15 protein-coding genes are annotated in these 24656 nt (G+C 60.2%); 6 read left to right on the top strand and 9 right to left on the bottom strand.

Features of this window, described 5'->3' with window-relative positions; translation table 11 throughout:
• The first annotated feature begins 16 nt into the window (after positions 1-16).
• On the top strand, positions 17-5296 hold the full coding sequence (locus P0Y64_00515; protein ID WEK43376.1) for a hypothetical protein: 5280 nt from the start codon (positions 17-19) through the stop codon (positions 5294-5296).
• A 37-nt stretch (positions 5297-5333) separates the two neighbouring features.
• On the opposite strand, the gene P0Y64_00520 is transcribed toward P0Y64_00515, so the two are convergent.
• The 4 genes from P0Y64_00520 to P0Y64_00535 form a co-directional block, all read right to left on the bottom strand.
• Positions 5334-5567 carry a hypothetical protein gene (locus tag P0Y64_00520; GenBank protein WEK45121.1) on the bottom strand — a complete coding sequence of 78 codons (234 nt, stop codon included), beginning with the start codon at positions 5565-5567 and terminating at the stop codon, positions 5334-5336.
• 509 nt (positions 5568-6076) lie between these two features.
• Positions 6077-7254, bottom strand: a protein-coding gene (locus P0Y64_00525) for an IS3 family transposase (GenBank protein ID WEK43377.1) whose coding sequence is annotated in 2 segments (ribosomal slippage) — positions 6077-6990 and positions 6990-7254 — 1179 coding nt in all. Because the reading frame shifts where the segments join, the coding sequence is not laid out codon by codon here.
• A 1151-nt stretch (positions 7255-8405) separates the two neighbouring features.
• Positions 8406-8981 (bottom strand): PRC-barrel domain-containing protein, encoded by a 576-nt coding sequence (locus P0Y64_00530; protein ID WEK44918.1) that lies wholly within the window; start codon positions 8979-8981, stop codon positions 8406-8408.
• Positions 8982-9054: 73 nt separating this feature from the next.
• Complete coding sequence (locus P0Y64_00535; GenBank protein ID WEK43378.1) at positions 9055-9969, bottom strand: cation diffusion facilitator family transporter; 915 nt, start codon at positions 9967-9969, stop codon at positions 9055-9057.
• A 723-nt stretch (positions 9970-10692) separates the two neighbouring features.
• Between P0Y64_00535 and P0Y64_00540 the strand changes: the two genes are divergently transcribed.
• A complete protein-coding gene (locus tag P0Y64_00540; protein WEK43379.1) occupies positions 10693-10908 on the top strand; it encodes a hypothetical protein in 216 nt (71 codons plus the stop codon).
• 193 nt (positions 10909-11101) lie between these two features.
• Here P0Y64_00540 and P0Y64_00545 read toward each other — a convergent pair whose 3' ends face one another.
• Both P0Y64_00545 and P0Y64_00550 read right to left on the bottom strand, forming a co-directional pair.
• Complete coding sequence (locus tag P0Y64_00545; GenBank protein WEK43380.1) at positions 11102-11734, bottom strand: hypothetical protein; 633 nt, start codon at positions 11732-11734, stop codon at positions 11102-11104.
• 44 nt (positions 11735-11778) lie between these two features.
• Complete coding sequence (locus tag P0Y64_00550; GenBank protein ID WEK43381.1) at positions 11779-12114, bottom strand: hypothetical protein; 336 nt, start codon at positions 12112-12114, stop codon at positions 11779-11781.
• Positions 12115-12805: 691 nt separating this feature from the next.
• On the opposite strand from P0Y64_00550, the gene P0Y64_00555 reads away from it, so the two are divergent.
• Positions 12806-14077 (top strand): carbohydrate porin, encoded by a 1272-nt coding sequence (locus P0Y64_00555; GenBank protein WEK43382.1) that lies wholly within the window; start codon positions 12806-12808, stop codon positions 14075-14077.
• Positions 14078-14746: 669 nt separating this feature from the next.
• On the opposite strand, the gene P0Y64_00560 is transcribed toward P0Y64_00555, so the two are convergent.
• Positions 14747-15400: a sigma-70 family RNA polymerase sigma factor gene (locus tag P0Y64_00560; protein WEK43383.1), complete on the bottom strand. Its 654-nt coding sequence runs from the start codon at positions 15398-15400 to the stop codon at positions 14747-14749.
• A 2299-nt stretch (positions 15401-17699) separates the two neighbouring features.
• Between P0Y64_00560 and P0Y64_00565 the strand changes: the two genes are divergently transcribed.
• Together P0Y64_00565 and P0Y64_00570 are read left to right on the top strand one after the other, a co-directional pair.
• On the top strand, positions 17700-18221 hold the full coding sequence (locus P0Y64_00565) for a ferritin-like domain-containing protein (GenBank protein ID WEK43384.1): 522 nt from the start codon (positions 17700-17702) through the stop codon (positions 18219-18221).
• A gap of 252 nt (positions 18222-18473) precedes the next feature.
• Positions 18474-18731 carry a hypothetical protein gene (locus P0Y64_00570; GenBank protein WEK43385.1) on the top strand — a complete coding sequence of 86 codons (258 nt, stop codon included), beginning with the start codon at positions 18474-18476 and terminating at the stop codon, positions 18729-18731.
• Between the two features lie 168 nt (positions 18732-18899).
• On the opposite strand, the gene P0Y64_00575 is transcribed toward P0Y64_00570, so the two are convergent.
• Complete coding sequence (locus P0Y64_00575) at positions 18900-19310, bottom strand: MarR family transcriptional regulator (GenBank protein WEK43386.1); 411 nt, start codon at positions 19308-19310, stop codon at positions 18900-18902.
• A 71-nt stretch (positions 19311-19381) separates the two neighbouring features.
• Here P0Y64_00575 and P0Y64_00580 point away from each other — a divergent pair, with 71 nt between their 5' ends.
• On the top strand, positions 19382-21145 hold the full coding sequence (locus P0Y64_00580) for a chloride channel protein (protein WEK43387.1): 1764 nt from the start codon (positions 19382-19384) through the stop codon (positions 21143-21145).
• A 651-nt stretch (positions 21146-21796) separates the two neighbouring features.
• Here P0Y64_00580 and P0Y64_00585 read toward each other — a convergent pair.
• Positions 21797-24655, bottom strand: a complete 2859-nt coding sequence (locus tag P0Y64_00585) for a PAS domain-containing protein (protein WEK43388.1) — start codon at positions 24653-24655, stop codon at positions 21797-21799.
• Between the last annotated feature and the right edge of the window lies 1 nt (position 24656).

The raw sequence follows: 24656 nt of genomic DNA on the forward strand, positions 1-24656 counted from the left end.
CCAAGCGGTCCACTCGGTGGGGGCAGATCAAGCTGGCGGCACTGCGGCGTTGGCGATCAACTCTGGCGGGGCGACCAGCTATACCGGTGGTGGCATTATCAACAACGGCAGCGGCAATGCTCTTGACGTCGTGCGAACTGGTGCCGGCTCCACCAATATCACCGTCCCCGGTGCGGTCCTTGCCGCGTCAGGCGAAGGGATTGTGGTACGCGACACGGCGGCGGGTGGCGACATCAGCGTCACGACCGGCGCGGTGACCGCGCTTTCGGCGGGCAAGGACGGGATCGACGTCCAGACGCAGTCGCTGACCGGCAATGTCACGCTGGTGGCGAATGGCGACATCAAGGCGGGCAACGCCGGGCTGGTCGGTGCGGTGTTCCCGGGCGGCGCGAGCGGCGCGATCAGTGTCACCGCCAACGGCGCGATCGACGCGCGGTTCGGGGTCGATGCGGAGAACTTCGGAACGGGCGCGACGAGCGTGACCACGGTCGGTCCAGTCACCGCGACCACCGGCAACGGCATCTTCGCGCTGGCGACCGGTGCTGGCGTGACCGTGAACGCGGGCGATGTCGGTTCGACCGGCAACACCGCGATTATCGCGCGGCAGACCAAGGCTGGCGCGCCCGGCGTGATTACGGTCGCCGCCGGCAATGTCGCGGGCACCACCGGGATCGAGGCGACCAACACCGGGCTCGGCGCGACCAACGTCACCACCACCGGCACGGTCACCGGCACCTTGGCGGAAGGCATCAACGCGACCGGCAATGGTGCGATGACGATCAAGGTCGGCAATATCGTGACCGGCGCGACCGCCGGGCTGTCGCTGACCACCACCGGCGGCGACATCAACGTGAGCGGCGCCGGCGGGTTCGTCGGCGGGAGCGGCAATGCCGCGACGATCCAGAACAACGGCACGGGCAAGGTCACGGTCGCCATCGCCGGGGCGAGCAGCTCGGCGAGCGGCGAAGGGGTCACGGTGCGCGACACGGCGGCGGGTGGCGACATCAGCGTCACCACCGGTGCGGTGACCGCGCTGGCGGCGGGCAAGGACGGGATCGACGTTCAGACGCAGTCGCTGACCGGCAATGTCACGCTGGTGGCGAACGGTGACGTCAAGGCGGGCAACGCCGGGCTGGTCGGTGCGGTGTTCCCGGGCGGCGCGAGCGGCGCGGTCAGTGTCACCGCCAACGGCGCGATCGACGCGCGGTTCGGGGTCGATGCGGAGAACTTCGGAACGGGCGCGACGAGCGTGACCACGGTCGGCCCGGTCACCGCGACCACCGGCAACGGCATCTTCGCGCTGGCGACCGGTGCTGGCGTGACCGTGAACGCGGGCGATGTCGGTTCGACCGGCAACACCGCGATTATCGCGCGGCAGACCAAGGCTGGCGCGCCCGGCGTGATTACGGTCGCCGCCGGCAATGTCGCGGGCACCACCGGGATCGAGGCGACCAACACCGGGCTCGGCGCGACCAACGTCACCACCACCGGCACGGTCACCGGCACCTTGGCGGAAGGCATCAACGCGACCGGCAATGGTGCGATGACGATCAAGGTCGGCAATATCGTGACCGGCGCGACCGCCGGGCTGTCGCTGACCACCACCGGCGGCGACATCAACGTGAGCGGCGCCGGCGGGTTCGTCGGCGGGAGCGGCAATGCCGCGACGATCCAGAACAACGGCACGGGCAAGGTCACGGTCGCCATCGCCGGGGCGAGCAGCTCGGCGAGCGGCGAAGGGGTCACGGTGCGCGACACGGCGGCGGGTGGCGACATCAGCGTCACCACCGGTGCGGTGACCGCGCTGGCGGCGGGCAAGGACGGGATCGACGTTCAGACGCAGTCGCTGACCGGCAATGTCACGCTGGTGGCGAACGGTGACGTCAAGGCGGGCAACGCCGGGCTGGTCGGTGCGGTGTTCCCGGGCGGCGCGAGCGGCGCGATCAGTGTCACCGCCAACGGCGCGATCGACGCGCGGTTCGGGGTCGATGCGGAGAACTTCGGAACGGGCGCGACGAGCGTGACCACGGTCGGTCCAGTCACCGCGACCACCGGCAACGGCATCTTCGCGCTGGCGACCGGTGCTGGCGTGACCGTGAACGCGGGCGATGTCGGTTCGACCGGCAACACCGCGATTATCGCGCGGCAGACCAAGGCTGGCGCGCCCGGCGTGATTACGGTCGCCGCCGGCAATGTCGCGGGCACCACCGGGATCGAGGCGACCAACACCGGGCTCGGCGCGACCAACGTCACCACCACCGGCACGGTCACCGGCACCTTGGCGGAAGGCATCAACGCGACCGGCAATGGTGCGATGACGATCAAGGTCGGCAATATCGTGACCGGCGCGACCGCCGGGCTGTCGCTGACCACCACCGGCGGCGACATCAACGTGAGCGGCGCCGGCGGGTTCGTCGGCGGGAGCGGCAATGCCGCGACGATCCAGAACAACGGCACGGGCAAGGTCACGGTCGCCATCGCCGGGGCGAGCAGCTCGGCGAGCGGCGAAGGGGTCACGGTGCGCGACACGGCGGCGGGTGGCGACATCAGCGTCACCACCGGTGCGGTGACCGCGCTGGCGGCGGGCAAGGACGGGATCGACGTTCAGACGCAGTCGCTGACCGGCAATGTCACGCTGGTGGCGAACGGTGACGTCAAGGCGGGCAACGCCGGGCTGGTCGGTGCGGTGTTCCCGGGCGGCGCGAGCGGCGCGGTCAGTGTCACCGCCAACGGCGCGATCGACGCGCGGTTCGGGGTCGATGCGGAGAACTTCGGAACGGGCGCGACGAGCGTGACCACGGTCGGCCCGGTCACCGCGACCACCGGCAACGGCATCTTCGCGCTGGCGACCGGTGCTGGCGTGACCGTGAACGCGGGCGATGTCGGTTCGACCGGCAACACCGCGATTATCGCGCGGCAGACCAAGGCTGGCGCGCCCGGCGTGATTACGGTCGCCGCCGGCAATGTCGCGGGCACCACCGGGATCGAGGCGACCAACACCGGGCTCGGCGCGACCAATGTCACCACCACCGCTACGGTCACCGGCACCTTGGCCGAGGGTATCAACGCGACTGGCAATGGATCGGGCAACGTGACGGTGACCACTGGCGGCAATGTTTCCGGCGCTACCAACGGTATCGTTGCTCAATCCACCGACGGCCTCGCGACGATCACAACCAATGGCAATGTGTCCGCCGCGAGCACCGGCATCGTCGGCAATGTCAGGGGCGCGGGTAGTATCGTGATCAACGCAAATGCCGGCATCGCGACCGCTAGCGGGACTGGCATCCTGGCGACGTTGCAGGGAGGCGGTGCCGGAACGATTCGCGTCGCGCAAGGCGCGGGATCGGTGATCGGCGCGAGCAACGGATTCGGCATCCGTACCGACAGCGGCACTTCCACCGGGGCGACCACCATCACGGTTGCGGGAGAGGTGAATGCGAGCGGCGCGGGGAATGCCGGGGTTCGTGCCACATCCACCTCGGGCAACATCAATGTTCAGGTAGCCGCGACCGGTAAGATAGACCCTGACATCGGCGTCGACCTTGCGACCGTCGACGGTGCGCTCAGGGTCGATAATGCGGGGCTGATTACCGGCACCGTTTCCGGAGTGAGGATCGCGTCGACCGGGACCGGAACCGGCGCGATCAACAATTCCGGTACGATCACGGGTGGTACCAATGCGGTGCAGGCGACGGTGAACAACAGCGGCTTTACGCTGACCAATACCGGCACGCTGAATGGCGCGGTCAATGTGACGGGGTCGAATGTCGCGACCTCGACGATGAGCAACGCCGCTGGAAGCACGATGAATTTTGGATCGGGCAGCTCTAATTTTTCGGGGAGCATGTCCAATGCGGGTGTCGCCAACATCGGCGCGGCGGGCGCTGTGACGATCCTCGGCGGCACGACGAATAGCGGGCGCATCAATTTGGTTGGTGCGGGATCCTTCACAACCAATGGCGCGATGACCAGCACCGGCGTCATCAACGCCCAGAACAATCTGACGACCAACGTCATCACGATCGCGGGCAATTATGTTGGCGGTGGCCAGATCCTGATCGATTACAGTACGCTTACCAACAGCGCGGATCGCATAATCATCGGCGGCAGCGCCACCGGCAGCACCGGCGTCACCATCAATCGCGTCGGCGCGGAATCGTTTATCGCGGGCGGCTTCATCCCCGTAATCACCGTCACCGCAGGGGCTGCCCCGAACGCCTTCTCCGGCAATAACGTGATCAGGACCGGATTTGTCCTCGAAAGTTTCGGACAAAGCCCGACCAGCAATACCGAGTTCGGGATCATCCAGACGGTCAACCCCGCCTCGGCGGCGCTGGGGGCGCTGACCTATATCGCCGAAGCTGCTTCCGCGTTGCTCGATGAACCGATCAGTCCATACATCACCAACCGCGCCAATCCCGCGTCGAACGACAAGAGGTTCAGCCTGTGGATGCGTGGTACCAGCGGCCACACCACGCAACGGATCGATTCGACGATCAGCGGGGGGGGCATTGCATCCGCCTCGACCGCCAGCGTGCGGACCAATCATCAATCGATGCAGATCGGTGCTGATCTCGGAATTCTGAATGTCGGCGGGAGTGCCTGGAACCTCAACGTCGGTGCGATGGGGGGGTGGTATGACGGTCAGGCGCCGATCGTCGACTCCGGGCAGCTCAAGGTCGAGACGCCTTTCGCCGGCGGTTATATTGTCGCTGGCAACGGCGTTTTCATGATCGAGGGCACGGTTCGCAAGGAATGGCGGCATTTCAAGATCGCCATGCCGACGTTGTTCGGCTCTTCCTCGGCCCTGCAAAAGACCAACGGCGACGCCACGGCGGCGTCGGTTCGCGCCTCCTACCGGATCGGCGGCCAGACCGGCTTCGCTGCGACGCCATTCGCATCCTTCCGTTATGCCGACACCGGTATCGATCCGCTGCAGATCGATGCGATTAGCACTTATACGCCGGGTAATGACAAGACTTCGATCGGTCAGGCCGGCCTGCGACTGGCATATCGCGCCGCCAGCGAATCGGGCACGATTATTGAACCTTTCGTAAGCGCGGCGCGGCTGGAAAACTGGTCACGCGGCAATAGTTCGACATTCGCTTTCGGCGCTCCGGTGACCAGTTTCTCGGTTGATACGGTGACCTGGAAAAATGCGATGCGCTATTCCGCCGGCATCATGGCTAACGCCGCTGAGGGACGCGTCACGGGCTTCCTGGTCGGCAATCTGGATGACGGGTCGCGGTTGAAGAGCTTTGCCATTAATGCGGGAGTCCGGTTCAATTTTTGACCGGTTTTTTGGAGTGGCCCCTGATGCCGGACAGGGATCAGGCTGCTGATATGACTATGAGCCGGGTATATTGTTCCTCGAACTTCAGCGTCTTTATGAAGCTCTCCGCCTTGGCATTCTCGTATGGGTTTCCGCGCCGGCTCATCGAACCGACCATGTCGTGGGCGGCAAGCAATGCTCGATAGATCCCAAACGCGTATTGGGCGGATTCAACCGGTCGTCGCAACACCAAGAGATTGGAGTTGTGACGATGGCTGGCCGACGCGGTCATCGATCTCGGTCAGGTGACGAGGTTCGAACTTGAAATCCCCCCGAACGGCAAGTCTCATGGCCTCGTTACCTGAAACCCGTCGGTCAGCAATCGGCCATTTGCCGAAATTCCATCCCTCGAATCTGTTCTTTTGGCAATTCGAGTCCGCCACCCCCGGCGTTGGTTCGATGCCGAAAAAAGCGGACCGCTTTTTGCAGTGGACCACGACGAGATCACGAAAATCTGGTGCGTCATAAACGGCAGAAATAACAAATATTTATTTGACAAAGCGGAATCCTGTAAGCGCACATTCCATCCCGAGAATAGCGCTAAAAATCGCAGATTTCTGCTGCATAAGGGGCATGTCGGCGTCCCGCTAAGTTCGATGAAGTCGCACCCAAAAGAGGCAGAAAACGCGGGACCACGAACAACGCGAAAGGGCGTGGCCCGTGCTCACGACCACACAGATTCGCGCGATCAAACCGCGTGCTGCGCTTGATCTGCCCCCACCGAGTGGACCGCTTGGTTTGTTAGTGGATTAGGCCCATCGCCGCCATATCCGGACGGAGGTGGAGCGAAGCGGAACCGGAGGCCGGATATGGCGGTGTCGCTGTTTCCGGGGCCGGTGGTCGATAACCCAGGCTGCTATGCGGGCGGACGGTGTTGTAATACCGCCGCCAGGCTTCGATCAGCACCCTGGCCTCGGCGAGGCTGTAGAATATCTCGCCATTGAGCAGTTCGTCGCGAAGCGACCCGTTGAAGCTTTCGTTATATCCATTCTCCCACGGTGATCCCGGGGTGATGTAGAGCGTCTTCACGCCGATCTGACCCAGCCACTTCTGGACAGCGGTCGCGATAAATTCGCTGCCATTATCGGATCGTATATGTGCCGGAGGGCCGCGCGAGATGAACAGGTCGGCCAAGGCTGCCAGAACATCCTCGTGCTTGAGCTGACGCGCCACGATGAGCGCCATGCACTCCCTGCTGGCCTCGTCGATGATGGTCAGGATGCGGAACTTGCGGCCGTCATGCGTGCGCCCTTCGACAAAGTCATAGGCCCATACATGCCCTGGATATTCGGGCCGCAGGCGGATGCACGATCCGTCGTTGAGCCACAGGCGTCCCCGCTTTGGCTGGCGCAGCGGAACCTTCAGCCCCTCACGACGCCATATCCGCTCGACCCGTTTATGGTTCACGGTCCATCCTGCATGGCACAGCAACGCCGTCACCCGGCGGTAGCCATAGCGACCATATTGCTTCGCCAATGCGATGATGTCCTCCGTAAGCGCCTGTTCGTCATCCGCCCCACGCGGCACCTTGCGCTGCGTCGATCGATGCTGCCCCAGCACCCGGCATATCCGTCGCTCGGACACACGGACTGCCAGATCTCGTCGTAATTGATCGATGCAGCGCCGACGCCGCGCGGGGCTCAGAAGTTTCCCCGTGCAGCTTCCTGCAGGATCAGCTTGTCCAGCGTCAGATCCGAAATCGCCCGCCGCAGCCGCTGGTTCTCCTTCTCCAAATCCTTCATCCGCCGCGCCTGATCGGTCTTCAGGCCGCCATATTCCTTGCGCCACCTATAGTAGGTCTGCTCCGTAACCCCGATCCGCCGGCATCCCTCGGCGGTCGTCCCGCCCTGGCCCAACACGATCTCGACCTCACGCAGCTTCCCGATAATCTCCTCGGGCTTGTGCTTCTTCGACGGCATGTAACGTCCCTTTCCTCGTGATTTCCATCATACTCGATGGTCCACCTGAAAGGGGGCAGCTCAATATCATGCGACATCGAACGGCTCGTTTGACCACGCGACGATATCATTGCGTTCCTGCGCAGGCATAGAGACCGTCCAAAGTATCAGGTCGTATCGCCGCGAACGTCTGCGCGAGACAATGACGAACTCGCCCGACTCTAATTGTAACCGCTCAGAGGCGTCCCGTTTTAGCACAATATGGCTGAAGCGCGATTATCCCCTCTTCCCCGTGCACCTCATCGGCTATTCATCTCTGCCCGTCTATCCCCATACCTTCTGGTCCTTGATCAATAACCAAAATGGTGAATCGTTTTGCGCGTGCGCAATCGTGCGGAGTATAGTCATGCGTCTCGAAGTTGCTTACACCCTTTTGACGCTACTTGCCCTTATGGTGTTTGGCGGTATCGCGGCCTTCATGCGGCATCGCCGCCGCGAGCATAACCGAATTTGGCACCACCAAAGCCGACGCGATTGACAGCCGAGCAAACCGGGTAAGCAAAAATAGGCGGCCATGAAGGCCAGCCGCCAGGTTTCTGTCGCTTGGCGCCGTCCAAGCGCCCCATTCGTGTAACCGTTCCATGGCCTGCGTATTCTCATCTTGGATAGCAGCGCGCTTACTTATTCATCCACCCCGCAGGCAAGGTAGCGAACCCCTTCGCGGTCATTGACCGCTCACTCATCGCCCCAATCCGCACTACGTCAGTCGAATTGGGCGGTTTGGGCTTGGTCAGATATGCCGCGAACACGTCCGCTATCATCCTCCGCACCGTCATCGGGCGAGAGCCGCAGATCAGCACTTCGCGAAGCTCCTGTTAGCGCATCGCGATCAGATGGGAAGCTACCGCTTGATCCGGCGTCCCGGAGCGTATGCCGGGCGCGGTCGACGCGCCCGCGGCATGACGGATGAGCGGCGATCACTATATCGGAATCGAGGATTGCGGACGAGGTCACCCCTGACTGGCCGCACGCGTGTGCCCACCGTGCCCAGCCCGTGCCCCGAAGGGAGCAAACCGGGGTAATAAGCGACATATCGGGGCGCGATCGACGTTCTGATCGACGCCCGCCGCTTACGGAAAAACCGCTGAAAAAATAATATTCTCCTATGCTTATTATAACCGGCGGGGTGAGGATCGAACTTGCGCCCCCTGCAATGGCGCTGCTTTTGCGGGCCAATCCCCGTTCTCGAGTTGTCCCAAGCGCAAGAATTCGCGCCCCGTCAAACGGATCGCCATGCGATCACGACCAAAATTGACCTGATAGCCGGGCACGGCGCGCAGCTCTTCCGCCACGCCGCCCAGACCGCCCGACGCGACGACGACGTAGCTGATCCTTCCGGAGGCGCATTCAATCAACACCTCGACGGCTTTGCCGATCCGGTTACCGAGGTTATCTTCCACGATCATTTCGGTGACGCCGGTGGCGGTAAATAGCGCAGGTGCTGCGGAACGGCGGCTAGCTTTTTTGGCGGACCTTCCTCCGTCCTCATAGGCCCGCTGTCGCCCGAGCCAGCGCCAGCCCCCGAACAGGTTCACGATCGTCAAAAAGCTGTTGGTCGCGATCAAATTGATCTGCCCTGAATGAATTCCCACGATCGACCAGCAGACAGATCCCAGTGTAAAGACAGCAAATCCCCAACCGGTGACACGCGAACCGAGATTGGCTGCTGTCATCATCGCCGCGATCATCGTCGCGCAGGGAGCGATCCATTCAGCGTAATTGTCCAACGGCTTATACTCCAAATCCCTTCTCGCGGCGCAATCAGGAAATCGTCTGCGCCGATTGCGGCCGAATAAAAACCCTGGTGACCTCGCCATGTCGCGCCTTCGCTCTCGTCTCGATATTCGCGACGGCGCGCTCGATTTTCCTGGTATCGAGCGCGTCATCGAAATCGAGACTGACCGTCGCCATTACCTGCTCGGGAGCAAGATGAACGGTAAGCACCTCATTCACCTTGCAAACACCCGGTTCCACGCGAGCAATCGCCGCAATCGATTCGCTTAACTCAGGTCTCGCGCGCTCACCGATCAGTAGTCCCTTGCTCTCTCGCGCCAGCAACAAAGCCACAGCGCCCAACAGGACGCCAATAAGAATAGAACCAACGCCGTCACAACGCGCGTCGCCAGTCCACAATGCGGTGCCGATCGCGGTCGCGGCAATAATGATCCCAATCAGAGCCGCACTGTCTTCGAACAATACGACGAAAGTGGCGGGATCCTTGCTGCGACGGAGCGCTCGCCACCAACCCTCTCCTCTCGTCGTGCGCCGAAATTCGCGCAATGCGATCGTCCACGACGCTCCTTCGAACAGGAAAGCCACCCCCAATACGAGGAAGTTTATTCCCGGTTTCGTGATGGGTTCCGGCTGTCTGAAATGAACAATTCCTTCAAAAAGCGATGCCGCAGCTCCACCGGCGAAAATCATCAATGCAACAACGAAGCTCCAGAAATAGAGCTCACGACCATAACCAAACGGGTGGATCACATCCGCTGGCCGCTTCGAACGTCGCAATCCGTAAAGCAGAAGCCCCTGATTGGTCGTATCGACAAGTGAGTGAATACTCTCCGTGAGCATCGACGAACTGCCGCTTATCGCGGCGGCGGCACCCTTGGTTAATGCTATCGCCAGGTTGCCCGAAAGCGCCGCATAAATGACAAAATTGCGTCCACTCACCATTCTCGTTCAACCTCGAAACGGAGTGCTCTTGCGCGGACTGCAAAAGGGGATCGGCTGAAAATTCCAGACTGCGGGAATGCTCCGAGAGGTATCCGGGCGCGTGCGCGACGCGCAGCGTACCGGCTATGATCTCCCTCTTCCTTTTTTGAAAAGCCGCGTCCTCCCGTCGGGGCGCGCGCTGCGCTTTTCCTACTTCATCGAATATTCATTAGCTTTTACCGAGTTTTCAGCCCGTTTTACTGCATGCTTAGGCAGTTAAAGCACGCGCCTTTGCGTCATCACGCCTGCCATGGTCGTGATGATGCGCAGCTTCGCGATGATGGTGCGCCGCGGTTTCGTGCGCCGCAGCGTGCGAACGATGATAATTCACGCTGGGATGTGAGGACGCCACAAATACTCTCCTACCAATCTCCCGAATAAGTTCAGAACCGGCGTCCTGGCGGTGTGTTCCGATCGTGAGGCAAATTGAGACGAGCTGTTCGATAGGCTCGACCGACATTCCATGGAGCTTAGCTGCTGCCTACCCTGGAAGGAAATTCATTCGGACAAACACCCTTCATAACGGCGCCGGCATTGGAACTAGGTGTCAGAAGCGTTCGTTGGGTCCGCTGGTTTTAAGGCGCGCCACACTCGCACCACGGATCGAGCCTCAGTTCGATCGTGATTTTTCTATTCAAGCTGCGATCCCGACGTGGATCGCCGCGCATCGAAAGGTTTATCCCTATGCTTGAGGATACCCGCACACCGAAGCCACAAGCCGAGGCCGGGATTGCCACGGCTGAGAACGGTTATGTCTTCTTGGACGGCCCTGATGGTGTCGCGGTTACAATGACAAGCGAGGCGGCAGCGCAAACTGGAATAAATTTGATCGACGCGGCCGCACGGGCGACGCAACAGGGTAGCAAGAACCGAACCTGCAAGACGTCCGAAAACAAATAAAATTACGAATTTTTGTTATTCTATGTTGATACTCGTCGCACGAACTCGGCCCACGGTTGGCGCGCCCTCGGGGCACCGAAGCAACCACTCGCGCATTGGCCTGATTTATCATCACGCGTCGAAAATCCTCATGCGGAATAGTGCCAACGCGCCCCCGTGAAGCGGGGCCGCAGCACGCCACGGCCCCATCTTCCTATCGCTCCCAGCGTACTCGCTCCGCCTGCACCTCAGCCTGCGTATAAGGAGGCGCTTGGCCATCAAATCGTGCCCAGCCATCGGCCCGATAAGCATCGCCACGAGCAGCCGGGTCAACAAAACGCACATTGTCGAGCACCGCTTCAGCAGCGGCAATTTGGTCATCAGCGACCTTCGCGCTTACCAAAGTTCCACCCCGACGTACCCCCTCCGCATAGACATCCGCTTCTTCCTGGCTAACGCCTGCATTGGTGAGCGCGCCAATGATGCCGCCAGCCGCGCCTGCGACGGCCCCGCCCACAATCGCGGCGGTGGCGGCCGACGCCAGCCAACCCGCCGCGATGACGGGGCCCAGACCGGGAATCGCAAGCAAGCCCAAACCCGCAAGGACACCCCCTGCTGCACCGACCGTCCCTCCGATCGCGGCCCCTGCGCCAGCGTCTTTAGCGGCTGCTTCACCCGCAGTATCATCGCGAGGTTCCCGCACGCGCGCAGGACTATGGGGGTGCTTATCATCGTTGTGGGCAACAATGCTAATATCGCTGTGGGGGACCCCGGCGCGCTCAAGTTCGATAACGGCATGTTCGGCATCAGCGAATGTGTCAAACAGTCGGGTGATAATCTTGCTCATGGGAATTCCTTTTCATTCAGACCAGCGGTCACGAAGTGAAACGATTATCGCGTGGCCACATTGCCCTTGTAGTCGAGGGCGACGTTGACGGAGTGGCCCGCCTGGCTCGCACGAGCCTGCCACAGCCCCTCTTTGTCCAGCACGAGGTCGGTGACGCTGCTGTAACCAGCCTTCTCGATGCGCGCCTTCGCTTGAGCTTCGGTGAACGAATTATGCCCCCTGGCGAGGGGCTCATTCGTCATGTGATTGCTCGACTTCACCGCAGGGTTTCCGCTTGCGCCATTGCTGGCCGTGGGCGCCAGGGAGTCTTGAGCGCATAGAGCACCAGCCGCACCAACCGAAATGGCCGCCGAAGTCAAAATTGCCGCAAAAAATCTCATGGAACTCACCTCATTTTCAGCATGAGATCGAAACACCGTTCCGCAAATAATGTTCCACCTAGATACATTTCATGAAGCAAGGTTGATGTTACAATTAAAAAATATATCACATATTATTTCGTACAAATCAAAATTAGTAAAATATTATTGCAAAACTCCGCAAATTTTTGACAATTTTCCGCGCCATCATCTTGCATATCATTCTGCAAAAATGAAGATGTGATATTCAAGTGAATGGAAAATGCGGGTGTAGTTCTGCTCCAGCAGCCTCCTCAACAATTCTTACGTTGTTCACGCAATTCGCTTTAACCCAGCGAGCTCGTGACGCTCTGGGATCACACCATCCCGGCTGGATTCTATATGTGGAACACCTTCGCAAAGAGGTGGTTGCTAAAACCCCCTCTAAATCACACTGATCTCAATCAAGTTTGCACGAATCTCACGCCCCTCCCCGGAACGAACGTCGCGACAGGCGGTTGCGGGCTTGAAGGAGAGCGTCATGGCGCGTGAGCAACGGGTCACGATCGCCACGCCGAAGCAAACTCAGGTTACGCTCTCGCAACGACTGTGGCCCGCCCCCCGGGGCAGGAGGGTTTGAACGCACGCGAGGATGAGCTCGTGTCAGAGTGTCAGAAAAACGGGCAGCCTGCGCCGGGAATAACATATTTCACTGCCCTCTCGGCTTGATGCGGTGGTCGGCCGTACCAGCCTGCGCGGAGTCGGTCTGCTGGCCGTCGTGGCCTTGGCCCCGAATTCGGCCTGCGCCGATGACCGCCCGCCGCTGGCGGCTTTCGCCGCACGCAATACTCTGGACGGCTGGACGATTCTCCAAGGCGCAGATCAGACACCTGTCGTGCTGGTCAAGGTCCAGATATCGGGCACCTTCAGTACAGATCGCCTCGGGCTGGCCGGGCTTAGCCTCCATGCCCAGGTGCTCCATGTCGCGGGCGAGAGCCTTAGCAAACGCATTCGCGACATCCAGATCGCCGACGCGATCGACGCGTTACCGATAACGCGGTTGTTCGAGGCTTGGGCTGAAAAAAAATTCGGCAACGAGGATCGCAGCGTCGCGGTGAAACTCGGGTTGATGGACCTCAACACTGACCTCGATTCAATCTCCGCGACAGGCCTCTTTCTCAATTCCTCGCATGGTGTCGGCGCTGAACTCGCCAGGAGCGGTGTAAATGGGCCATCCGTTTACCCGGTGTCAGCATTCGGGGTGAGGATAAACGTTGCTCCGTCGAAGAAATGGGCAGTCCGCTACGCTCTTCTTGATGGCGTAGCGGGTGACCCCGCCCGCCCCAGAGCCTTTGTGGTGGCGCGCCTTGCCCAGAAGGATGGAACCCTTTCCATCGGCGAACTGGATTATCGCCCGAACGACACCACTCATGTAGCGATTGGCGCATGGCGATATAGCGAGCCTGCACCAACGCTGGATGCGACTGGCCGAGCCCGCAGCCAGGGAGCTTACGGAGAGATAGAGGGAGAATTCTGGAAGGGCGTTAATGGCTGGCTACGCGTAGGTTTCGCCCGCGGCTCAGTTCAACAGGTGCGCGCTTATGTCGGAACCGGGATTATGTTCAAGGGCCTCGTTGCGGGGCGGCCCGCGGACGGCTTCGGCATTGCTGTGGCGCGGGCGTGGAATTCGGATGCAGCAAGGGTCGCGACGCATGTGGCGCGTGCGGAAACGAGTATCGAGACGACTTATCAGATCAAGGTTTCGAGCCTCATTTCCATACAGCCGGATTTCCAGTACATATTTGATCCGTCGCTATCGTCCGGGACGCCGAATGTGATCGCTCTTGGGGTGCGCGTTATCATGTCGCTCGGCGGACCAAAACCAGCGCCAGCCACAGATCCGAGCACCCCGACCGTGGCCCCGCCTTCTCCCGGACCGCCAAGCGAAACATCGCCCACGAAAGCGCCCGAATCGAACTCGACGGTCGGTATACCCTCTACTTGAACCGCATAATCTCGACCTGTTGGCCATATACCAGCGGGGTCAAGCGCAAAATCTTAAGGAAAATCCGGCGTCGCTGCGCGGCGCCTCTCGCTCATGAAGGGCCTGTCGGAAAAGCGGAGACGGCTAATATCACCTAGCCGCCTCCAAGGTTTTTCGTCGGGTCCATCGCTGTTAACCAATACGAACGGCATGAGTTCCGCACATCGATATTTCTGGTCTACACCTCGGGCAACGCCGCCGGAGTACTTGATTGCACCACCGACAAAAACCGGCCGTTCCCGCACAACCCCGCACCTGAGGGGCGCACCTTTCGCGAGGTCGCAGGAACTAGGTCGATTCGTTCGTCATCCTAAATCAAAAAAAGAGGCGGACTTGCTCGCACAATCCTCATTATAATCTCTATATTAGCACTCGTTGGAGCCGCCCTCCATCAACCCGCGATACAGACGCATGGATTTTGGTGACGCGCGTTATCAATCAAACGTTGGGGCTCATTTTACATCGACTCCCGCGAGCGCGGAGTAGTTTCCCCCACTCGACGCGCTTTAGGTTTACCCCAACGCCATTATCCCAGAGCCAGAGCCCTCCCATTCTACCGGCGACATTGCAACGACGAAAAGAATCTACCTCAGCCAGTTGCCACTGTTCAAGCGCCTTGGGCCACGCTTTTCAGGCTGCAATCAGCGTGCCGATGACACCCGCTGTTCGCGCGATGCCTGCCCGCCTGCTTTCCAGATAAGCCAGAAGGCTGACAACCGCATCGCCTTCGCCCACGTAGTCGCGGCGCTTTATACGCAATACGCCGCTGTCCATGATCGCCTCCAGCGCCGCTCTCCCACGCGAAACCCGGCTCTTGATCGTCCCGACCGCTACCTTTGCGATTGCCGCTGCCTCTTCGTAGGACATTCCGCACGCCGCAACCAAAATTACCGCCTCCCGCTGGTCCGGCGGAATTTGCTGGATAGCGCGCATGAGATCTTGGAGCTCGATTGCCGTGCCCTGGCTAGCGGGCGCCGAAAGCACGCGCTCGGCGACGAGATCATTCCACTCGCCAACGAACCGTTTGCGCCGAAATTGGCTGAAATAGTGATTGCGCAGGATCGTGAAAATCCACGCTCGGAAATTGGTGCCCGCAACGAAACGGCCACGCCCTTCCCACGCTTTCAGCATCGCCTCTTGCGCAAGGTCGTCCGCGTTGTCCCGGTCACCGCACAGGCTACGCGCGAAGGCGCGCAGGTGGGGTATCCCGGCTGCCAACATCTCCTTGAACGCTTGATCCGAAAGCGGCTCCGTCCCCATCTCTGCCAATGCGCTCTTTTCCATGCGGAAACCTTCTATTTTTGTCCCCATTCGAACATTCTAGATACACAACGGTTCCCAGTCTCCCTAATCACACTTTAAAATCCATACTGCTGGCTATCGCAGCCACGCCTTACGAGCGCGACGAAAGATAATTGATGATACATCGTCGAATAAAACGCAGTTCCTAAACGGAAATTGTCTCAATTTTCTGATAACGAATAAATTCACTACTTTATTTATTCTATATACCACACCCTTCATACAGTCATAAAATATTGTGCGCCTGCAAAATTTCAGGCCACAAACCCCCCGATGGCCGCAGATATCACCATGGGCAGTCGGCCGGGCAGAGCAGCATTCGAGCTGCCGATTTCGATCGAGCTTGCCTCGCCCCGCGAGGCGCGACGCCCCCGTTTTACAGCTTTGATGGCGCCCTCCTCTGGAACGCCGTCGACAGGAGCGAATTTAGAACTGAGACAGACGCGAAAGGACGATCATGGCCAAATCGGACAAGAATGGCGGCGCGAAAGCGCCCAAGCGAACGCGGCGGATTCAAGCCCAAGTCGCCAATTCGGAGAAGAAGCCACGCAAAAAGAGCGATGACGCGATGCAGGCTGGCTCACGCAAATATCCTCAACCGCCCTTTTCTCAACAGCATCAACTCAAACCCGGAAACGAGGCGAGGCTTGCCCCCCGATGTATGACGCGCCATTGTACAAAGGATCAGAGGAGATCGCGCCGGTCTATGTGTTTCTCGCCTCATCTCAGACGCCGAGTTACATTACAGGCGAATTTTACCGATCATCGGAGGATATGCTGGCAGCTAGTCGAAAACGTGGCCAAAGATTTGCGGATTAACGATCGAGCTGACACTGTTTTGCGCCGGCAGGCGTGGAGACCTTCCCGGCGTCATGAAGACGTAACATGAATTCACCTTCGCTGGCTGCGATCGCTCGAAACAAACCACATCTTACATTTCACGATGAGCAACCACCTCAACAGCTCATGGGCAGATCAAAATTGTCACATCGACTACCAAGACTGTTACAATCCGATAACAATACTTCGCATGGGCGAGGTTAGATTTCAGCGATGCTGAGCGTCGCCATCGAGGTCAGCAAGGGCGTCGTGATAGCGCGCCAGCTCAAAATGGAGTTTGCGAACAAGGCGCGATGTAGCTGTCATCGCGCGCTCGCGCTCCTGTCGCGCGCGCTTCGCATGATAGATAATATTCGAATGTTTCGCATTTCGCATATCATGCTCACCCTGCCTCGAGTCGCCTCCTTGCTCCGGCGGCAATCTATCACGGCAGCCCATCGGTGCGGAATACCGTCCTAACTTTGACAGGTCGAGCGACAGACCGCGCTCAAGCACGGCGCGTTCACTGGCCACCCGATCGGAGCGATCATCGAATTGTGCCGGTTGTCGGCCCGGATACCGCCAACGCGTCGAAAAGCTGACGCCTCGGAAAGCCAGCACGGTTGCGCGCACATCCTTACGGAACGTTCCCGTTTTCCGCGCGGCTATTCTTCGCATTCGTTCGGTCGGCCGATCCTATCGGCGATGAAGCCCCCTCCACTATATTAGCGGCAATAGCTCGAACCGGCCGCGCAACGGCGTTAGCGCTGTCATTTCGGCTCACCAAATTGCTGATCTGCAATGTTGAACTGCAAAGCGATACTTGGCATTCCCCCCGGGCCAGAGTCTGGCGGTGCGTCTTTGGAGAGTGTTGAAATGCAGACACGAGACTCACGCGATCACGCCAGTTCACCAAGCACGCCCGCGAAGAACAGAAGACGGCCACCACGTGAGAAGACAATATTACGGTGAATTTCACCTTAAGTTTTCTAGCGAATATCGCAGACATTCCAAAGGTTTAGTACTCACTCCCAGAATGGTTTCAAACTGACTCACCGGCCCATCACGATAAAGACCAGCGGATATCTGGTGTCGACGGCAAGCGTTGTCTTGCTCGGTATCGTGACCTGGCATGCCACTGCAGGGAAGCCGCTTCTCAGATTTTGCCTGATCGCTGGCATGCTGACGTCGATGATTGGGATGTTGCTGCGCTGGATCTCCTACCGGGCACAAGCGCGCGAAAAGATGAAATAAGCGATCTGGTCGCGATCAAACCGTAGCATGTCGAACGAACCGCGAGCGGCCTTCGTCACGCCGGACTGACCGACAAATCGCGGGATTGATCGTTATCAATACGATTTGGCGAAACCCCCAAACACATTGCCCGTTCAATCGCCACGCTGGGCGCATTTCCCCTTTCGCGCTCGGCGACCATTACCGGCGAGACCTTCAGGAGGATCAAATGGGCCTGTTCACCAAGGACATCCAGACGTTCGACGACCTGTTCCTGCATCAGTTGCGAGACGTCTATTTCGCCGAGCGCCAAATTACCGACACGCTTCCCAAGATGATGGAAAAAGCGACCGACGCCGACCTCAAAAGAAGCTTCGAAACGCATTTGCGGGAGACCGAAGGTCAGATCGCCCGGCTCGAGCGAATTTTCGGGCTGCTGGGAGAAAAAGCTAAGGGCACGACTTGCCCGGCGATCGAGGGAATTATCAAGGAGACCAATGAAGTCGCCAGTGACATCGCGAACAAGGCCGTGCTCGACGCGGCACTGATCGCTGCCGCGCAAGCGGTCGAGCATTATGAGATCACACGCTATGGTACACTCATCGCCTGGGCAGATCAGCTAGGTTTGACCGAGATTTCTTCGACCCTCAAGGAAACGCTCGATGAGGAATATGCCGCCGACGACAAGCTCACCCAGATGGCAAAAACCAAAACCAACCCCAGAGCAGACGCCGTAAACGCCCCCGCTTGATCGCTGCGCGGCCTGCGCGGCGATCTGACCCTGCGTGTCGATCTCGACCGTCCCTACCTATTCGACGTAGGCGCCGCAGATACCCTCATCGAACCCGTCCTCCTCGCCGCGGGGCTGATCAGCCCACGCGGCTTCGCATTTGCCATCAAGCCGACCGGCGATGGCTGGCTGCGTTTCCATAACCACGTTCATGGCATTACGCGGACCATCGATCTCAGGCCCGACCATAGCGATGAAGCGGCGATAGTCGCCATGCGGGGCTGGCTGATGCGCGATCCGCGATCACCGTTCACCAACGCGCTGGCGGTTTTTTGGCATATTGCGGGCGGGTATGTTGGTCAGCAAAATGACTGCCTGCGCAGAGTAAATGCAGCCGGCCTCCGCGAACAACGCCTCACCAGCTCGGACAATCTCGCAGACATATTCGAAACCGTTTTCGATCTCGATATTCCCCACGTCGACCACGTCTGGGAAGGGATAGCCGCGATCCGTCGCGGCAAGGCGGCCTGAACTGCCCACAGGCCACCATGGAAGATACCAAATGAAAAAAATCCGCTGCCTCATCCAGCGCCTTTACGAGCAATTATGTCTTGCCGATATTCCTGTCGGCAGCGAATTTAAATACATGATTAGTTTAACTGATTTTCATTTTGTTGAGCAGAACAGTGATTTTCGAATTCAAATACGGGCCAATAGCTCATGGAGCTGCGATCGTAGTCGACGGATCTCCTCGCGGTGGGCGGCCGAAAGCAACGTGAGCAGTCGATAGGCTTCTGGCGTAAGACGAAGCAGTATCCGCCGGCGGTCATCCGGCGCAGCTTCGCGGGTGATGAGGCTCATCGCTTCCAGCCGGTTGATCAGTCCGGTTGCGCTATGCGGCTTCAGGATCATTCGCTCGGCGACATGGCCGACCGTAGCCTCGGCCGGCGCACTTCCCCGAATCGCGAGAAGCGCCTGATGCTGTTGCGGCCTCAGGCCGACCTTGTGTGCGTAAGCCTCGCTGAACGACAGGAAACTGCGCAGAACGTAGCGGAACTCAGCCAGCGCCGCATATTCCGCATCATCGATCTCGCTCGCCTCCGTCATCATGTCGACCTCCCGATTGAAATATATCGTAATGCGATATATTTGCGCCCCGCCATCCGCGATCGGGACCATATATGACGCTTACACCGCCGCGCGCGACCGAAAGCCACGAACTCGCAGACCATAAAGTCGATATGCGCATGGTGATGCTGGCGCTGATGGCGATCGTCGTCGGCACGGAGGGAGCGCTCGGCGCGTGGGTGCTGGTCAAGCTGATCGCGGTCTCTACCAACCTGTTCTGGTTCGGCCGACTGTCGGCGCGGACGGCAACGATCACCGACGCGCATGTCGGCTTGCTGGTAGTGGCGATACCGGTCGTCGGCAGCCTGATGGTTGGATTGATGGCGCGTTTCGGCTCCGACAAGATCCGTGGTCACGGCATTCCCGAAGCGATCGAGACCATCCTGTTCGGGGAAAGTCGCCTCTCGCTGAAGGTCGCGCTGCTCAAGCCACTGTCCTCGGCGATCTCGATCGGTAGCGGCGGGCCGTTCGGCGCGGAGGGGCCGATCATCATGACCGGCGGCGCGATCGGTTCATTGTTCGCGCAATGCTTCCACCTGAGTGCCGCGGAACGCAAGACGTTACTCGTCGCCGGCGCGGCGGCAGGCATGACCGCGATCTTCGGCACGCCGCTCGCCGCGATCCTGCTGGCGATCGAAGTGCTGCTGTTCGAGTGGAAGCCGCGCAGCTTCGTGCCGGTAGTGGTGGGGGTGCTGGTGTCCTTCGCATGGCGACCGCTGCTGATCGGGGTGGGCGCGATGTTTCCCACAACAGCGCTGATCCCGGCGGGGATGTGGGTGCTGCCCGCCGCCGCCGTGATCGGGCTGGTCGCTGGACTGGAGGCGACGTTGTTGTCCACCGCATTGTACCGAATCGAGGATCTGTTCCATCGCTTGCCGGTCCATTGGATGTGGTGGCCAGCGATCGGCGCGGTCGTGGTCGGGATTGGCGGCTTGATTGACGCGCATGTGCTGGGTGCAGGGTATGCGAGCATCGCCGCGCTGCTCAACGGTGCGCTGCCGCTCCGCGTGGTGGCGGCGCTGTTGGTAGTGAAGGCGGTGGTGTGGCTTGTCGCGCTGGGATCGGGGACGTCGGGCGGCGTGCTCGCACCACTGTTGATCCTCGGGGGAGCAGCGGGCTTTCTGCTCGGCCAGTGGTTGCCGGGCGATCCCGCTTTCTGGGCGATGATCGGCATGGCCGGGATCATGTCCGGCGCGATGCGCGCGCCGATGACGGGCGCCTTGTTCGCAATCGAACTGACCGGCCGTTTTGAGGCGGCTCCCTACGCGATCGCCGCCTCCGGTGCTGCCTATGGGGTCAGCGTCCTGCTGATGCGACGCTCGATCCTGACCGAGAAGATCGCGCGGCGGGGACGACACATCTTGCAGGAATACACCGTCGACCCGCTCGATCTGCTGCAAGCCGCGCAGATCATGACCCGCGCGCCCGCGACGCTGCCCGGCGACTTGACCGTCGGCGCGACCATCGTGTTCTTTGCCGAGAAAGCGACGCATCGCAGCTATCCGGTGGTGGACCCCGAAGGGCGCCTGCTCGGCTTGGTGTCGCGCACGGACGCGCTGCGCTGGCAGATTGATCGCGCCGACGACGCTACGACGCTCACTGACGCTGTGTCTGATGCCGCGCAGCCGGTCGCCTATCCCGACACGCCAAGCGGTGTGGTCGCTGACCTGATCGTCGATTCGGGAATCGGCCGCATCCCGATCGTCGAGCCGGGGACCCGTCGCGTGATCGGTATCTTGTCGCGGCAGGATCTGCTCAAGACGCGTATCGCGACGCGGCAGGCGGAAATTGCTCGCGCCCGCTATGTCGGCGCCTAGACGGAACCGCATTCAGTATTTCGCGGTGCCGACAAGTTATCGGCGTTCACCACGTTCAAAAAGATACGCGCGACGGCGCGATGACAGATCGGGTACGAAATTTCCGCGCTTACCTGCCGCAGCATTTTTTGCTGCCACATCTTTCATGGCGATCGAGGAACTGGGCGGCGAAGAACCCGTGGTTCGAAAGCGATGTGCTGCCAGAACTGCGCATGATGGCTAGCCGGATCTTGATCCACGCCGTCTGACGCCGGGGCACATAATGCGACATTGAGACTATTCAGGATTTTGACACCGACGAAGCGGTCTATGGCAGACGAATGGGTGCGCCGAGCGCCGTACACGGGGTGTTGAGATTAGTCTGTCAATTGGCTTCCAATTTTGATCGATCGTCAAATTCGTTCGATTATTCGCGCTGATCGACGCTTAACCCCGAAGCCGATTCACACCCAGAGATTCACCTCCCGCTCCGCTGCTGCCAAGACGTGCTGGGGAGGGTGAGATTGGCCAGGCGGTGCGTCGCCCGCGTTTCCTCACTCGATAAAAGAACATATCCGATCGCGCAGAAGGACAGGATTTGTCGGTCCGGCACGCTTTGGGGTCCGGACTTTAGGCTTACAACAGCTAATGTCAGCGACGACGGCGCGCGCCTTATTCCGCGATCAAATCCCCGATGCGCTTGGCCAGCACATCCATCGCGAATGGCTTGGTCAACACGTGCATGCCGGGGTCGAGGCGGCCACTGCCGATAACCGCGTTTTCCGCATATCCAGTGATGAACAACACCTTGAGGTCGGGACGGTCGACCCGTGCCGCGTCGGCGAATTGTCGTCCATTCATTCCTTTGGGGAGACCGACATCAGTGACGAGCAGTTCAATGTCGGAATGCGCCTTAAGAAGGGTGAGGCCTGCAGCCCCGTCGCCCGCCTCCAGCGCGTTGTAGCCAAGTTCCTTGAGCACATCGATGATCAACGCGCGTACGGCCGGCTCGTCGTCGACGACGAGCACCGTCTCACCGTCCGCAGCTGGCAGCGGCACCAAACGCGGCTCCCGTGTCTGGTAGCTATCATCATCAGAATAGTTTCGCGGGAAATAGAGGCACATCGTCGTGCCTTCGCCGACTTCCGAATAAATCCGCACTTGCCCCCCCGATTGCCGGACGAACCCATAAATCATCGAAAGGCCGAGCCCAGTGCCCTCCCCAAGCGGTTTGGTGGTGAAAAACGGGTCGAATGCGCGATCGATCGTATCCGCCGACATGCCGGTGCCGGTGTCGGTTACGCACAGCGAAACATATTGCCCTGGCGGCAAGTCACGATCCTGCGCGGCCGTCGCGTCGAGCCATTTGTTCGCGGTTTCGATCGTGATGCGGCCGCCGCCGGGCATCGCATCGCGCGCATTGATGCATAGGTTGAGCAGCGCGTTTTCAAGTTGATTGGGATCGATCAGCGTTGTCCACAGCCCGACCGCGCCGACTACCTCGATCGCGATTTCGGGCCCTACCGATCGGCGCAGGAACTCCTCCAAGTTTACGATCAGCCGGTTGATGTCGGTCGGCTTGGGATCGAGCGTCTGCCGCCGCGAGAAGGCGAGCAGGCGATGCGTTAGTGCCGCCGCGCGTTTGGTCGCGGCCTGCGCGAGTTCAACATATTTATCAACGTCGCCCGAGCGCCCCTGCCGGAGGCGGAGCTGGATCAGCTCGAGACCGCCCGAAATACCCGTCAGCAGATTGTTGAAGTCGTGTGCGAGGCCCCCTGTCAGTTGGCCGACCGCCTCCATTTTCTGCGCCTGGCGAAGCTGCTCCTGCGTCGCATCGAGCTCGAGCTGCGCTTGCTTTTCGGCAGTTACGTCGCGGCCGCTTGCATAGACCCGATCGCCCTCTGACGAAGCCACCCAGGAAAACCAGCGATTTGACCCATCCTTGTGTAGAATGCGACTCTCATACTGCCGCAGCACCTCGATCTTGGCATGTTCATGTGCGGCGCGACCATTTTCGCGATCGTCAGGATGACTGAATTCAATATGACTATGGCCGACAATCTCGTTGGGCTGCCAGCCCAGGATCGTGGTCCACGCCGGATTGACCGCGAGAAATGTGCCATCGGAATCGATTACGGCGAGGAGATCCTGCGAATTGAGCCAGGTGCGGTCGCGCTCTCGCGTGCGCTCCTCGACCTGTTGTTCGAGCGACTCCGCCAACTCCGCAAGCGATAACTCGGCGTTGCGCCGCTCGATCGCGGCCTGCGTTCGGTCGACGACCTCGCGTACGAAGGCTAATTCATCGTCGCGCCAGTGGCGCGCTTGCTTGTGACTGAGATACAGCAAACCAACGAAATCACCGTGATCAACCACCGGCATGTTAACAAACGCACGTACTTCCATCGCCTCCAACCTCGCGACAGCGGATGCGGTGCGCGGATCGGCGCGCACATCTTCGATCGCGACGAGCTCTCCGCGCTTCAAATCCTCAATATATGATCCGTAGTCGCGAAAATGCCGCACGGCGGCGGTTGTCCGGATGTCCGGGCTGCTCCAGCCGCGCTCGATAGAGATCGTCTCCCTGACTCCGTCAATGATGCCGTACCCAGCACGGGTGACGCACAATGTGGTGCCGACTATTTCCGCAGCGAGGTGCGACATGTCAGCGGCGTGGGTCATGTTACGCAAGCCATCGCCCAGCGCGAGCAATGCGTTGCGCCGGCTTTCGATCCCATGGCGCGCCGTGATGTCGCGCGACACGCCCACCATGCGCACCGGCCGGCCCCGCAGATCATTTTCGACCTGTCCGTTTACTTGCACCCAATGCTGCGAGGCGTCGGGCCAGACGCATCGATATTCAATGTTATAATCGTCGCCGGTTTCGATCGAATGCCGAACCGCCGTCCGCATACGATCGCGGTCCTCAGGGTGGATTGCCGACCACAACTCGTCATAGGTGAACGACTGATCGGGGCCGCGTCCATAATGCGCCTTGCAATCATCCGACGCGAACAATGTGTCGGTCTTGAGCTCCATCGTCCACGCCCCGAGGCCGCCCGCTGCCAATGCGATGCGAAGCCTTTCCTGCCCCTCGCGAATTTCTTCCAGCCGGGTACGGGCCTCATATTGGCGTAGCCGCGCGCGCCGCGCCGCGCGAGTGAGGCTGATCAGCGTGGTGGGATGAAACGGCCGTTCAAGAAAAGTCACGTTGCCGAGCGTCTCGAGCAAGCGGACGGCGCCCGCGTTACGCTCTAGCCCTCCGCCTCGCGCGGTTAATACAATGAACGGAAAGTCCGACCATTCGGCCTGATCGCTAATGAACTTTGCTAAGTCCCGCAGGTCCGCGCCGCGTAGCGACTCCTCCGTGACAATCGCAAACCCGGCGCCACGCCGCAGCGCGCTCACTAAGCCGCGAAGGTCCCGGACTACGGCTGCCTCAAACCCCGCCTCCCGCAGCATCGCATCGGCCACTGCGGCATCGCGGCCATGCGGCGCCAAAATGACGGCGCTTTCGGCTAACGTCCGGTTCAAC

The organism is Candidatus Sphingomonas colombiensis (assembly GCA_029202845.1).
GTDB lineage: Bacteria > Pseudomonadota > Alphaproteobacteria > Sphingomonadales > Sphingomonadaceae > Sphingomonas > Sphingomonas colombiensis.

Bases quoted from the DNA above. Each gene is read 5' to 3' on its own strand.
- P0Y64_00520 (WEK45121.1), bottom strand. From the start codon at position 5,567: ATGACCGCGTCGGCCAGCCATCGTCACAACTCCAATCTCTTGGTGTTG.
- P0Y64_00530 (WEK44918.1), bottom strand. From the start codon at position 8,981: ATGATCGCGGCGATGATGACAGCAGCCAATCTCGGTTCGCGTGTCACC.
- P0Y64_00535 (WEK43378.1), bottom strand. From the start codon at position 9,969: ATGGTGAGTGGACGCAATTTTGTCATTTATGCGGCGCTTTCGGGCAAC.
- P0Y64_00540 (WEK43379.1), top strand. From the start codon at position 10,693: ATGCTTGAGGATACCCGCACACCGAAGCCACAAGCCGAGGCCGGGATT.
- P0Y64_00545 (WEK43380.1), bottom strand. From the start codon at position 11,734: ATGAGCAAGATTATCACCCGACTGTTTGACACATTCGCTGATGCCGAA.
- P0Y64_00550 (WEK43381.1), bottom strand. From the start codon at position 12,114: ATGAGATTTTTTGCGGCAATTTTGACTTCGGCGGCCATTTCGGTTGGT.
- P0Y64_00560 (WEK43383.1), bottom strand. From the start codon at position 15,400: ATGGAAAAGAGCGCATTGGCAGAGATGGGGACGGAGCCGCTTTCGGAT.
- P0Y64_00565 (WEK43384.1), top strand. From the start codon at position 17,700: ATGGGCCTGTTCACCAAGGACATCCAGACGTTCGACGACCTGTTCCTG.
- P0Y64_00570 (WEK43385.1), top strand. From the start codon at position 18,474: ATGCGGGGCTGGCTGATGCGCGATCCGCGATCACCGTTCACCAACGCG.
- P0Y64_00575 (WEK43386.1), bottom strand. From the start codon at position 19,310: ATGATGACGGAGGCGAGCGAGATCGATGATGCGGAATATGCGGCGCTG.
- P0Y64_00580 (WEK43387.1), top strand. From the start codon at position 19,382: ATGACGCTTACACCGCCGCGCGCGACCGAAAGCCACGAACTCGCAGAC.